This window comes from Moorena sp. SIO4E2 (assembly GCF_010671945.1).
GTDB lineage: Bacteria > Cyanobacteriota > Cyanobacteriia > Cyanobacteriales > Coleofasciculaceae > Moorena > Moorena producens.
On the sequence record NZ_JAAHIE010000191.1, the window covers coordinates 1 to 12,394 of the forward strand.

Annotated in this window: 13 protein-coding genes; 4 read left to right on the plus strand and 9 right to left on the minus strand. The window is 43.0% G+C overall.

The window, feature by feature from the left end:
- Nucleotides 1-25: 25 nt before the first annotated feature.
- The 5 genes from F6K37_RS19380 to F6K37_RS19400 form a co-directional block, all read right to left on the minus strand.
- A complete protein-coding gene (locus F6K37_RS19380) occupies nt 26-1,024 on the minus strand; it encodes a glycosyltransferase family protein (protein ID WP_287251631.1) in 999 nt (332 codons plus the stop codon).
- Nucleotides 1,025-1,137: 113 nt separating this feature from the next.
- Nucleotides 1,138-2,004 carry a hypothetical protein gene (locus F6K37_RS19385; protein WP_287251632.1) on the minus strand — a complete coding sequence of 289 codons (867 nt, stop codon included), beginning with the start codon at nt 2,002-2,004 and terminating at the stop codon, nt 1,138-1,140.
- Nucleotides 2,005-2,166: 162 nt separating this feature from the next.
- Entirely contained in the window at nt 2,167-3,285 is a 1,119-nt protein-coding gene (locus tag F6K37_RS19390) for a glycosyltransferase family 4 protein (RefSeq protein ID WP_287251633.1), read from the minus strand.
- 21 nt (nt 3,286-3,306) lie between these two features.
- Complete coding sequence (locus F6K37_RS19395; RefSeq protein WP_287251635.1) at nt 3,307-4,356, minus strand: FkbM family methyltransferase; 1,050 nt, start codon at nt 4,354-4,356, stop codon at nt 3,307-3,309.
- A gap of 20 nt (nt 4,357-4,376) precedes the next feature.
- Entirely contained in the window at nt 4,377-5,072 is a 696-nt protein-coding gene (locus tag F6K37_RS19400) for a class I SAM-dependent methyltransferase (RefSeq protein ID WP_287251636.1), read from the minus strand.
- Nucleotides 5,073-5,372: 300 nt separating this feature from the next.
- On the opposite strand from F6K37_RS19400, the gene petP reads away from it, so the two are divergent.
- Genes petP through chlG form a run of 3 tightly spaced genes read left to right on the plus strand, consistent with a single transcriptional unit; the run spans nt 5,373 to nt 7,691 of the window.
- Complete coding sequence (gene petP, locus F6K37_RS19405) at nt 5,373-5,567, plus strand: cytochrome b6f subunit PetP (protein ID WP_044494701.1); 195 nt, start codon at nt 5,373-5,375, stop codon at nt 5,565-5,567.
- A 42-nt stretch (nt 5,568-5,609) separates the two neighbouring features.
- Entirely contained in the window at nt 5,610-6,710 is a 1,101-nt protein-coding gene (locus F6K37_RS19410) for a Get3/ArsA fold putative tail anchor-mediating ATPase NosAFP (protein ID WP_008188081.1), read from the plus strand.
- A 9-nt stretch (nt 6,711-6,719) separates the two neighbouring features.
- A complete protein-coding gene (chlG, locus tag F6K37_RS19415) occupies nt 6,720-7,691 on the plus strand; it encodes a chlorophyll synthase ChlG (RefSeq protein WP_287251638.1) in 972 nt (323 codons plus the stop codon).
- Nucleotides 7,692-7,977: 286 nt separating this feature from the next.
- Here the strand turns inward: chlG and F6K37_RS19420 are convergent, their stop codons facing one another.
- Nucleotides 7,978-8,730: an FkbM family methyltransferase gene (locus F6K37_RS19420; RefSeq protein ID WP_008188083.1), complete on the minus strand. Its 753-nt coding sequence runs from the start codon at nt 8,728-8,730 to the stop codon at nt 7,978-7,980.
- Between the two features lie 14 nt (nt 8,731-8,744).
- Here F6K37_RS19420 and F6K37_RS19425 point away from each other — a divergent pair, with 14 nt between their 5' ends.
- Nucleotides 8,745-9,065, plus strand: coding sequence for a hypothetical protein (locus tag F6K37_RS19425; RefSeq protein ID WP_008188084.1), 321 nt, complete (start codon nt 8,745-8,747; stop codon nt 9,063-9,065).
- A 53-nt stretch (nt 9,066-9,118) separates the two neighbouring features.
- Here the strand turns inward: F6K37_RS19425 and F6K37_RS19430 are convergent, their stop codons facing one another.
- The 3 genes from F6K37_RS19430 to F6K37_RS19440 all read right to left on the minus strand — a co-directional run.
- Nucleotides 9,119-10,012: an SPFH domain-containing protein gene (locus tag F6K37_RS19430; RefSeq protein ID WP_008188085.1), complete on the minus strand. Its 894-nt coding sequence runs from the start codon at nt 10,010-10,012 to the stop codon at nt 9,119-9,121.
- A gap of 102 nt (nt 10,013-10,114) precedes the next feature.
- Nucleotides 10,115-11,296, minus strand: coding sequence for a hormogonium polysaccharide biosynthesis glycosyltransferase HpsP (gene hpsP / locus F6K37_RS19435; RefSeq protein ID WP_287251640.1), 1,182 nt, complete (start codon nt 11,294-11,296; stop codon nt 10,115-10,117).
- 603 nt (nt 11,297-11,899) lie between these two features.
- Nucleotides 11,900-12,394 (minus strand): ATP-binding domain-containing protein (locus tag F6K37_RS19440; protein WP_287251641.1); only part of this gene is annotated, 495 nt, incomplete at its 5' end.

Below are 12,394 nucleotides of genomic sequence, written 5' to 3' on the forward strand. Positions count from 1 at the left end.
CTAATAATTATAGCCTTGGGAATATCTATAGTTTTATCTTATGTCTCTTTTCGGAGTAACTATTGGATAAAACTATAGATATTCCCAAGGCTATAATTATTAGAAAAACAGGACTGATTAGCTCTTTAAGATAAACTTTCCTAAGTTTTGGGTAAACTATAATAATTGAGAAAATAACGAAAATGATAATAAGCAAGGGATATAAAAGTTTTTGTAAAAATTCAAAATGACTGAATTCCATAAAAGTGATGAGTAACTCATCCTTTTTTACCCAATGAAAAGGAGCAAATGTAAACTCTGGGCGCTCTCGTAACCAAGTTAATAATCCTAAAGTAAAATAGACTATTGTGCCGAGGACAGAAAGAGGAATATTAGTATGTTTAAGAACAGAGTTAATTGAAATTTTTCCGCCCGTTTGAATCAATTTTTGCAAGTATGTAAATACAATAATTGCCAACCAATAAACAGAAAAATAAGGATGGAATAGTACCCCCATTAAAATAGAAAATAATCCAAAAAATGTAAAAATAGCACGGGTTCTTTGGGGCAAAGGGGTACTGTAATAGGCTAAGGTACAAACGGTAGCAGTTACTAAAGGCATATAAGGGCGGGCTTCACCCACAAAATACATTAGCTGAGTTTGAGAAAAAAGAGCAAGAATACCAATAACTTGCCAGAAAAAGGGCATGCCCCAAAGACGGAAAAGATAAATTGCTGCTAAAAACAAGACCAAACCAGAGAAAATACTGGGAAATCTTAGCCAAAAGATGTTAGCACCAAAGAGCTGCATCAACCAGTGGTCAATAAGCATATAAATGCCTGTTTGTCCATGATTAATCGTTAGAATAGACTGACTGATAGCGTTCCAAGCTTCAGCCGTTGTGTCATAGCTACCGAAAGCAAAATGTAAAAACTCATCAATCCAAATTGGCCGACCAAAAGATGAGTTTAATGCTACACAAAACAGACATAGTAGTAACAAGCAAATATTAGAAATATGGTAATTGATTAATTTATTTTTCATCACCCTCAATAACCATTGATAAAAACACCCTTAAAACGGTATTAATATGCAGAAGCGATGCAGTCGCTCATGGGGTAAACCACTCGCGCTTTGCATCAAGACACTGGTTGGATTCAATTACTTTTTCCCAGTATCTGCTTCAATAATTGCTTTGTTTTTATTTTCACAAACCCCCCGATTATCTTAAAGGGATGAGAGTTACTTGGCTTTGCATCCCCCGCAGCTCTAGGAGGAAAACTAACAATTTTTTGATAGTCTAAAGGGTTAAAAAAACGCTCAGGAGTAAAGGGAGGAGAAAAGGCATCATTGACTAAATCTTCACGGACATAAAATCCATTGGCAGAATATAATCCGCAACCTACTAACACCATCCCCTTACTGCGAGCTAGCTTCTCTAAAGCTACAAGAGAAGCTCCATAAGCACTAGAATTACAATCCCAGCGAAAATTAGGATCATAGGGCATGATCCATTCTTGAGGTGGTGGATAGGAATGATTGTGCTCTAAACAAACAACTCTAGGTTGTATAACCGAAATAGCCTCATAGACGTAATAGTCATTACTATCAATATCCACTGAAAGAAAATCAATTTCTCCAGTAATACCAGCACTTTCAATTAAATCATTAATATTTTCGGCGTTAACTGCCGCTTCGATAAATTTTAAGCGACCTTCACCGATGGCATCTTGATAATTGGCTCGAATAGTTTTTGCATAGTCTGGCAAGGATTCTATCCACAATCCTGTCCATCCCTTTTCTAAAAGATAATGACTATTGTTTTCTCGTCCTGTTTCTGCTCCAAACTCCACAAAAACCTGGGATTTTATCCCAATTCTATTAAAGATTTCTTCTATAATGCCGTCTTCATCGGATTGAGAGTGTACCTTAAACCCAAAATGCTCTAACCTTCGTGGATCATCCCCTGCTCGAATCTTTCGGTCTTGTTTAATTTGTTCTATAACTGAATCCTGTTTATTCATGACTGTATTACCTTAAAACCCAACCAAATTTTTGGTCACTACTTATCAGTGATGACGGGTATATAGATCAAATCTACCTCACACCAATCCAAATACTACCGTCTTCGGGGTTTGATTAGCAACTGATACTGCTGACAAACTTATAGCGGTGTCCAGAATTCATCACCTAATTGAACGATAACCATCCAAGGTCAGTTGAGCAGTCTTTTCCCATGTGAAAAGCTTAGCACGTTGCCGTCCTTTCTCAATCATAGATGCCCGATGTTCTGAGTCTTCTACAACTATCTCCATAGCGTTAACTAGTCCATCCACAGAATCTGGCTCAAATAAACTAGCTGCATCTCCTACCACCTCAGGCAAGGAAGAGGTTAAGCAGCAGATAACTGGACATTGGCATTCCATTGCCTCTAGGGGGGGCAAACCAAATCCTTCATAGCGGCTGGTGTAAATTAGGGCTTGGGCATTACAATATAGGGTTTTGAGTAGGGCATCATCACCCCTAAGATAGATAAAATTTTGCCGCATATTATGCTCTTCCATAACCCTTAATTCGGATTCCAAAAAATCACAGGAACCCCCAAAACAGACTAATTTTAAATTATCCCGTAATTTAGGACTAGCAGCAAACGCTTTGAGGACTATTTCAAAATTTTTATATTTTGAACGAGTTCCCACATAAAGGAAGTAAGGCTGACTAAGGCAATCCTTTGGTAATTCAAATTCTTTAGCGTCTTGAATTCGACTTGCCCAATAGGTTACTTTAGTTTTTTGCGGATTAACTCCCAATAATTCTACTAAATCATTTCGGCTATTTTCGGAAGCTACAAAAATTAAATCGGCTTGTTCAACTAGCTGTTGCTTATTTTTAATTAATGGCTGAAACTTAGCTTGTCCTGATAAAAATTTTTCCGGAATCATATCATGGATTGTTATTACAAGTTTCTTAGGTTTAACAATCTCCACTAAGTCAGCATCATAGTAGGTAGGATGATAGATATCATATTGTCTACCAAATCTACGGACAAACCATTGAAAGGATAGTTTATTGATAGTGTCATTAATAGCCTTACCTGTTGGAAAGGGAAATTTTGGTATCACCCCATATCCGGTGAGTTGAGCGCGATACTCTGAGATATCGTACCCATCGGTCTTGATGCCACGATGCCAATGAATTGAGCAGTCAGAGTTTGGCGATAACTCTCGGATTAATTCAATAAAAATTCGGGATATACCACCAAATTTCTGGATGGCAAACATTTGATGGTCGTAGAGAATATCCACCGATTACCCAACCCCCCTATATTACATGCTTTTTAGATAAAATATATCAGGTTCTTTGAGTTGATTACTATCTTCCTTTGTCTGTAAATTATGATAGATTTTACTCAATTGATGTTCACGCTCTGAGCCAGAAACCATTAGGAATAAATTAGCGCTTGTAGCACTCCCTAACGTTAGTGCTGCTTCTGGAGTTGGTATGGATTTGAGTACTCTTGGGTTAGAATCCACGATCCAGCCTCGGAGGTTTTGATTGTAAAGATTCACAAGAGAGGACATCAATGCTTCCCGTCTGTGCTCATTTAGATTCTTGGCACTCACTTCCATCATGATCACTAGATTTGGTGAGCGCTGAATGGTTTCTATGGCACCATTTAATACGGCAAATTCGTATCCTTCGACATCAATCTTGATGGCATCTATCTGGGATAATCCCAACTCGGGAAGTATGGAGTCTAGACTACGCACTGGAATTGTAATCTTTTCACGCAAGACAGACCGTTTAGTATCATCCATACCACTAAATGCGGATTCCTGGGTAATATAAAAGTCTGTTTCTCCATCTTCAGCACCGACGCATAGGTCATGGCAAGAAACTAACTGTTGTAAGTGGTTAACTTCTACATTTTGTTGTAAAAGCTGGTAGGCATCTGGGTTAGGTTCAAAGGCATGAACACAACCCCTAGAAGTTAATTTGGTAGCTGATGATACGGCGTAGTAACCAAAGTTTGCTCCTACATCTAGCACAATGGAATTGGCATCCAGCAGACCTAAAAAGAGTTGGGCATCAAAGTATTCTTGGTAATGACCATAGTAAAAGTCACAGCCCAGTCGATCCCCAACATCAACGTGGAATGTCAAGCCTGATGGCAAATTCACTGCTTGGATATCCCGAACCCCTACTGGATGGAGTTTCTCTCGAAGCGATCGCAAAAACAAGGTGTAGGGTACCGCCAAGTTGGGAAAATCCATCGCCTGAGGCAGAAAATGATGGAATACCTGAAGATAAATCTCCATCTTATCCAACTGATTTATGGACTCATGGCTAGGTAAATGCTCTTCCTGACTATCCATTAATTCGTCAACTCGTCTAGTTATTGTTTAGCAAAATTATACTTTGGCGTGACAATCTCAGGTGAGGGAACTAAATCACTGACTTGTAACTCAACTGTAGATGCTAAAAATATTCGGCGTCTTTGGTGCTTGGTCTCCGTTTCCCAGAAATCTTCATGGTCTACATAACCCTGATAGTCGTATAGATATGGAAATCCTGAAACTTGGAGCATTTTCAGCAAGCAACTTCGGCTAGGAATCATGGCATGGTAGGTTAAGCCCTGGGTTTCATTTTTGCCTTCTTCAACTATATAGGTAACTGGTTCATTTAAAGGAACATTCATACTTTCAATAAATAACACTTTTTGGGTTAATAACTGCAAATTACGAATGACTTTGAAGGGATTTTCTGTATGATAGAGCAAGCCAAAGCAAAACACTAAGTCTGCTGCCGAAAATTGAGACATTTGTTGGGTAGATTCAACATCAACCTGATAAAACTTAGCTTCAGGTACCCGTTTACTTGCCTCTTCAACAAGTTCTTGTCTCCCCTCTAAACCAATTACATTTACTCCCCAATTCACCAGCTTTTCAGAAAACCAACCGGGACCACATCCCACGTCAAGGCAACTGGTAAAACTTAATCCCTGATGGAGTCTAAGCTGATTGAGAACGTTTTCTGCTACAGCCCAGCGGGCTTGATTAATCGCAATATAGAAAGGTTCATCAAATAACATGGTTATAATTTGGATAAAATTCTTGATAAACAACTTAAATAGCAAACGGAGTAGGGAGTAGGGAGTAGGGAGCAGGGAGTAGGGAGCAGGGAGTAGGGAGTAGGGAGCAGAGGCACCCTCCCCACACCTCCCACACCTCCCACACCTCCCACACTTCCGACACTTCCCTAGATTATGGGTATTCAACCGGATTTGAGATCAGTCCCAGGAGCAACAGTGGAACTTATGGCAGTTTTCCCTGATGCGATCGCGACACATTCCGGTAAACTGAGGGGTGGTTTATCGTATGATCTAGTAGCAATGAAAATCGGGCAAAAAGTAAAAGTGTTTCGTCTAAGAGACCGGGTAGGCAACGACATCGCAAATAAACTGGGAAAAGTAGGCACGATCACAGATTATAAAATGACCGATGGCAGTGGAGTTGGCGCAACGGTGAAATTTGAGGACAACTCCTCTACCTGGTTCTTTGAGGATGAATTGAAAGTCGTAGACTAGATTTTAGTAACCGCGATCGCACCGAGGCAAAAGACTTGCACTATGGCACGGATTCTAACATTTCTGGGTAAAGGCGGCACAGGTCGCACTACTGTGGCAATTGCTGCCGCTAAGCAGCTGTCGAGCCTCGGTCAACGAGTGCTACTGGTAGGACAAGACCCAAGTCCTAGCTTTGGACTGCTACTGGGGCTATCCCCAACGTCTGACCCGGTGGAAATAAGTCCTAACCTCCGGGTAGTACAGCTAATGACTACAGTACTACTGGAACGCAGCTGGGAAGATGTTAAAAAGCTAGAGGAGCAATATTTGCGATCGCCTACCCTAAAAAATGTCTATGGTCAAGAACTGGGCATCTTACCGGGGATGGATCATGCTTTAGCCCTCAACGCCCTTCGGGAATACTACCAAAGCGGTCAGTATGACGCGATCATCTACGATGGCACCTGCTCTCAAGCTACCCTGAGAATGTTGGGAATGCCAGAAATTATCAGTTGGTATAGTCGTAGATTTCGCCAAGTCATGGCAGATTCTGACCTGGGCAAAGCCCTTTCCCCCTTTATCCAACCAGTCACTAGCGCCATCCTAAATGTGTCATGGACGAGTGACGACTTGGCTGGTGAATCAAGTAATAAGGCCAACAATATGTTGGAGGATGGAAAAAATGCGATCGCAAATCCCAATCGGGTCGCATCCTATCTGGTCACTACCGATGACCCCCTAGCCATGGCCACAGCCAAGTATCTGTGGGGTAGTGCCCAACAAGTGGGTGTTACTGTCGGTGGTGTGCTGGTCAACCAAACCCCGGTAACCCCAGCAATAGAATCGGAATTTGCCCCTCTAGTCGTTAATGCTCTTCCCACTTCCCCACCAGGGGAAGATTGGCAATCCCTGATCGATGCCCTGCCAGATTTTAAACAGGCATCCCAGGCACCCAGACCCATGACTATCGACATTCCTGGTCGCAACGTTCGTTTATTCTTACCAGGTTTTAACAAAAAGCAGGTGAAACTGACCCAATACGGTCCAGAAGTCACCGTTGAAGCCGGGGATCAACGGCATAATATCCTGCTTCCCCCACAACTTAGTGGTCAATCCGTGAAAGGGGCTAAGTTTCAAGATGGCTATTTGATAATTTCATTCTAGGTAGTAGCTATGGCTGAAGAAAATCTAACTGAACAAAGTGCCAAAACCCGTCAGCTACTGGGTATGAAAGGCGCAGCTCCTGGTGAAAGCAACCTATGGAAGATTCGCCTGCAGTTGATGAAGCCAATTACCTGGATACCCCTGATGTGGGGGGTAGTGTGTGGTGCTGCTTCCTCCGGTGGCTACAGTTGGACACTCGAAGACCTTCTGATGGCCGCCGCCTGTATGTTGCTTTCTGGTCCGTTGATGGCAGGGTATACCCAAACCTTGAATGATTTCTATGACCGCGAAATCGACGCCATTAATGAACCATACCGTCCTATCCCATCGGGAGCCATCTCTATCCCCCAGGTGATCACCCAGATTGTGGTGCTACTCCTAGCAGGTATCGCTCTTAGCTACGGACTCGATGTTTGGGCTGGTCATGAATTTCCCACACTCACCTGTCTTACCCTAGGTGGTGCCTTTCTAGCCTATATCTATTCTGCCCCACCCCTGAAACTGAAAAAAAATGGTTGGCTGGGAAACTATGCTCTCGGTGCCAGCTATATCGCCCTTCCCTGGTGGGCAGGTCATGGCTTATTTGGTCATCTTAACCTGACTATTATGATTCTGACCCTGTTCTACTCCCTGGCAGGGTTAGGTATTGCAGTAGTTAATGATTTCAAGAGTGTGGAAGGCGATCGCGAATTGGGCTTAAAATCCCTACCGGTCATGTTTGGTGTTACCACAGCAGCTTGGATTTGTGTGGTGATGATTGATCTATTTCAAGCAGGGATTGCTGGTTATTTAATCAGCATTCATCAGAACCTCTACGCTGCTATCCTGATCCTATTAATCATCCCCCAAATCACCTTCCAGGATATGTACTTTCTCCGTGACCCCCTGAAAAATGATGTCAAATACCAGGCTAGTGCGCAACCGTTTTTGGTACTAGGGATGCTAGTTGCTGGTTTGGCTTTGGGTCATAGTGCTATTTAAAATAGAGAACAGGGAATAGGGAACAGGGAACAGGGAATAGGGAATAGGGAAAAAATCCTGTGTACCTAACTAATAGCTATGATAAAGGCTATATATAGGGTTAAACCGGACTCGATCTGAAGGCTTATATGATGTTCAGCTAATCAGTTATGAAAAAACTTAGCTTCCTTCTGGTAGGCAATCTCCCTCCTAATTCCCTGTTCCATGTTCCCTGTTCCCTGTGCCCTATTACCTACTATTTATAAGTGTTCAACCGAGCATGATATTACTACTTACAGTGAATCGATCAATCCGGGTAAGAAGCAATCAAATCAAGGTTTTTTGGAAGCTCTCCACCATGGGGTTTGTCTAATACTTGAATTTTGTAGCCCAAAGATTCTAACAACTGACAACATTGCTGATAGACAGGTCGTCCATGGATAGACAAGAAAATGGTAGGATGAGCACTTTCCAACAGAGATTTGGCACCAAGTAGAACAAACTTCTCATGCCCCTCCACATCAATTTTGATGCAGTCCGGCACAGGAATTTCACCACTGGCGATCAGTTCATCTAAACTGACCATCTTGACTTGAAGTGTTCCTTGAGAAGAAATACCCCCCTGATAACTACCAGAAGTTTCTCTAAAGGATGCCATACCAGAGCGCTCTGAAACCGCTGCTGCCATAACTGTGGCATTGGTAATGCTGTTGATAGACAGATGTTTTCTTAAGTAACCAAGGTTTTGGGGTAGGGGCTCAAAGGAAAAAACTTTTCCCTTCTCACCGACTAGCACCGAAGTCAATAGTGTAAAGAAACCAGCGTGAGCTCCAATATCAAATACAGTGTTTCCTAATTTCAGAGTTTTCTCAAGCACCCGTTGGTTCTGATACTCATAAGTTCCTAACCAACAGCCGTTTCTGCCAGCACCAACTATCCATTTTTTACCGGCGAGCTTACCTAGCCAGATCGGCATTGTCATCTCAGGAGGAATTAGCTTTAAGGGAAAACGTAAAACCTGACCAAAGATGCTTTTTCCGGAAATCTGTTCCAAATCCATAGTTTGATGACCTGATGAAGCTGAAAACTATTAGAGTTTCTATTGATAGAATTCCCGAAAGTTATGGTCAAGTAACAGCTTTACCTTTAGTGGTCAGCGGTCAGCGCTCAGTGGTCAGCGGTCAGCGGTCAGCGGTCAGTGGTCAGTGGTCAGTGGTCAGTGGTCAGTGGTCAGCGGTCAGTGGTCAGCTTATTTTATTCAAAAGCTGTTCGCGTAGCGTCGGCTCTGCCGAGAGTCCCGCTAAAAGCGATCGCATAAGCGCGGAAGCTGAGGCCTTTGGGCCACGCTTTGCGAACGCTTCATCGCGTGCGCTTAAGCTGAATGCTGAATGCTGAATGCTGAATGCTGACTGCTGAATGCTGAATGCTGAATGCTGAATGCTGAATGCTTACAGTTTAATACTACCAGTATTGACCACAGGTTGTATATTTTGCTCAGCAGTCAAAACCACTAGCAAATTGTTAATCATTGCTGCTTTTGTTTCCTCGTCTAGCTGAATAATTTGGTTATCGTTCAGCCGCTTGATGGACATTTCCACCATGCTTAAGGCACCTTCGATAATTTCTTGACGAGCTGCTATAATTGCTTGTGCTTGCTGACGCCGTAGCATGACTTGGGCAATTTCTGGAGCGTAAGCTAAATAGGAAATACGACTATCAATCACCTCGACACCTGACACCTCTAAGCGAGCCTGTAATTCTTCCTTAAGAGCTGCTGCAATCTCTTCGGGGCTGCCTCTGAGTGACGCTAGGTTTTCTTGATTAGTATCGTAGGGATAACGACTGGCTAAACCACGGATAGCGGTCTCACTTTGGATGGCCACAAAATCTACATAGGAATTTACGTCAAAGGTGGCTTTGGCTGAGTCTACAACTCGCCAGACAACTACCGCAGCAATCTCAATGGGGTTGCCTTTCGCGTCATTTACCTTCAGCTTATCACTATTGAAATTACGCACTCGTAGAGAAACCAATTGCTTGGAGGCAAAAGGGTTAACCCACCAAAAACCAGAGGTACGGACACTGCCAACGTAGTTACCTAAAAACACTAGCACTCGGGCTTGGTTAGGCTGCACAGTCAAAAAGCCTTTTACGGCAACCAAGGCTACAATCACTAGACCAATACCAAATAAGTTGTTGGTATAGATCAATAAGTCGTTGATATTGGAAAACCCGACTAGACCTTTACCTAACCACACACCAAAACTAGCGATCGCAATAATCCCTACCAGAGCAGCAAAACCATTAACTTTAAAGGTAGGAATTTCCTGAATACGTTCCATTGTTATGTATCGTTCCTGTATTGCTCTGTGTTGTTGTATCTAATTGGCTGATAGGTCTATTTTGCTTGGTTTATCGGGGGTTTGACAGTACCCTTGCGGGTACTAATCACTAATTTGACGGTAAACCTGAATCATTTGTTGTGCGATCGCATTCCAACTATAGTGCTTTAAAGCATACTCCTGAGCCTTGACTCCCCGCAGTTGGCATTCATCTTTATTTTGAAGTGCTTCCCGTAACTGTCTAGTCAAAGCCTGAACCTCACAAGCACTCACCCATCCTGCTTCAGCATCTTTGACGTTTTCCCAAATATGGACCTGGTCAGAAATCACCACTGCTGTCCCAGCCACCATCGCTTCCGCTACCGCAATCCCAAAGTTTTCGTAGTAAGATGGCAGGACAAATACATCCGCATCCTTTAACAATGCTGCTTTCAAATCACCAGTCACGAAACCAGTAATGGTAGTATTTGATGATAGAGTTGAAGCCTTGATCTGGTCTATGATACTATTTTCATAACTTGGGTCTTGAGGATTAGTTCCCGCCAAGACAAAGTGAAACTGCAATCCCTCGTTTAATAGCTTTTCTAGAGCTGGGATAAGTAAATCCAATCCCTTCTTCGGGTCAATACGAGACATAAACAACACTAAGGGCTGGTCATGGGGAATCTTCAATTCAGTACGTGCTTGAGCTAGTTGTTGCTGAAGTTGTTGCTGGATTGGCGGCGTTACTCCTAAGGGAATCACGATATCAGGGGATGCTGTGCCAAAACGTTCCGAAATCTTAGCTTCCTGTTGACTGGTAAAGTGTATACCAGCTGCTCCAGCTAAATTCGGTTTCTCCCACAGTGCGGCATAGATGCGCTTTAGCTGTTGTTTCTTCCGCAAATCCGCTGGGTCAAGGGTACCTAAGGGACGCAATAGGTATGGTAATCCCTGTTTTCGGGCGATGGTAGCCGCTGCTGTACTGACTGGGGAAAACAAGGCATGGATATGGGCAAGGTCAAATTCTGAGGCGTGTTGCCATAGCCAGCGTAATAAGCCCAGGGAAAATTTATAGCGGCGAAAGGGAGAGCAACGGAAGTATCTGATCTGATAGCCATCCTGTTGTACTGGTTTATCCAGGGGTACATCTAAAGGGGGTTGACCAGCATCCCCATTAGAGTTAGTAGTTAGTACTGTAATTTCTACTCCTTGAGATGCCAGAGCCTGAGATAGTCCCTTTACCATTTGACTCGGACCACCATATACCAGGGAAATCGACGGGACGATTTGTAAAATTCGCATGGGAGATTTATTGATACCAAGTTGCGTCAAAGATAGCACTATTCCTAATCAACCTTAGGAGCAATCACGACCTTACGCCATAATTGAGCAACATGGGCGATTACTCAGGGTGCATCTCAATGCATGCAAAAACACTCTTCGGCAATAGAATGCTCATATTATTTTATGACAATTACCCTTAATAAAAATCTCCACCATCTCCCTATCTCCCTATCTCCCCACACTTCCTTTAGTTATAAATTTACAACAAAAAGATTCACCCGATTAATCCCGTTATTGCACCAATTCATAATACTCTTCCATCTGTGCTAAAGCTGCTTTTGCTTCTTGGGGAAATTTATCAAATTTGGCAGTCTTTTTGAACATAACATGTTCAAATCGGGGAGGATTCCTGTAAGCATTCAGCCGTCAGCTGTCAGCTATCATGCTTATTTTATTCAAAAGCACCATTAGTAGCGTACGCTATGGGCAGAAACTGTTCGGTGTAGCGTGGCCACAAGCCTTTAGCACCTCAAGTAGCGCTAATCGCTGTTCGCTGATACGCGACACGCTGATAGCTTACGGATTCCTGTTCCCTATTCCGAAGTTAAACAGTTGTGACGGTTAACCTTCTTCAAGGTCACCAATATCCCGCTTCAGAGGTCGCTTGTAGGTAAAGGTGAAGGTATCGCCACTCTCAATGACCTGGTGCATTTCGCTATACATGGGATAGTCACCCACTCCACTGACACTTGCCCAGCCCCGCGCCCGAGTTAATGCCACAAATAGCTGGTTACGCAGACTGACATCACTCTCGTTTCTGGCAACATTATCAACACCGACCACATAAACCATATCCGCTTCATTACCCTTAGCACGGGGCACACGAGATATGGTTACTCCACCATCTTTCCAGAAGCGATCGCGATCAACGTGGGGCCATTGAGGCTTGAGTTCATTCAACTCTAATGCTGTGGGAATATAAATATCAATGTCTTGCTCCATCAACACAACAGCGACATGATTTTCTAATTCAATTGCTTCGGAACTAGAGCCTAAAACTAGCACTAAGATTTCTTTACTGGCTTTAAGGTCATCATCAACCAGATTATGCATAAT

Bases quoted from the DNA above. Each gene is read 5' to 3' on its own strand.
- F6K37_RS19380 (WP_287251631.1), bottom strand. From the start codon at position 1,024: ATGAAAAATAAATTAATCAATTACCATATTTCTAATATTTGCTTGTTA.
- F6K37_RS19385 (WP_287251632.1), bottom strand. From the start codon at position 2,004: ATGAATAAACAGGATTCAGTTATAGAACAAATTAAACAAGACCGAAAG.
- F6K37_RS19395 (WP_287251635.1), bottom strand. From the start codon at position 4,356: ATGGATAGTCAGGAAGAGCATTTACCTAGCCATGAGTCCATAAATCAG.
- F6K37_RS19400 (WP_287251636.1), bottom strand. From the start codon at position 5,072: ATGTTATTTGATGAACCTTTCTATATTGCGATTAATCAAGCCCGCTGG.
- petP (WP_044494701.1), top strand. From the start codon at position 5,373: ATGAAAATCGGGCAAAAAGTAAAAGTGTTTCGTCTAAGAGACCGGGTA.
- F6K37_RS19410 (WP_008188081.1), top strand. From the start codon at position 5,610: ATGGCACGGATTCTAACATTTCTGGGTAAAGGCGGCACAGGTCGCACT.
- chlG (WP_287251638.1), top strand. From the start codon at position 6,720: ATGGCTGAAGAAAATCTAACTGAACAAAGTGCCAAAACCCGTCAGCTA.
- F6K37_RS19420 (WP_008188083.1), bottom strand. From the start codon at position 8,730: ATGGATTTGGAACAGATTTCCGGAAAAAGCATCTTTGGTCAGGTTTTA.
- F6K37_RS19425 (WP_008188084.1), top strand. From the start codon at position 8,745: ATGAAGCTGAAAACTATTAGAGTTTCTATTGATAGAATTCCCGAAAGT.
- F6K37_RS19430 (WP_008188085.1), bottom strand. From the start codon at position 10,012: ATGGAACGTATTCAGGAAATTCCTACCTTTAAAGTTAATGGTTTTGCT.
- hpsP (WP_287251640.1), bottom strand. From the start codon at position 11,296: ATGCGAATTTTACAAATCGTCCCGTCGATTTCCCTGGTATATGGTGGT.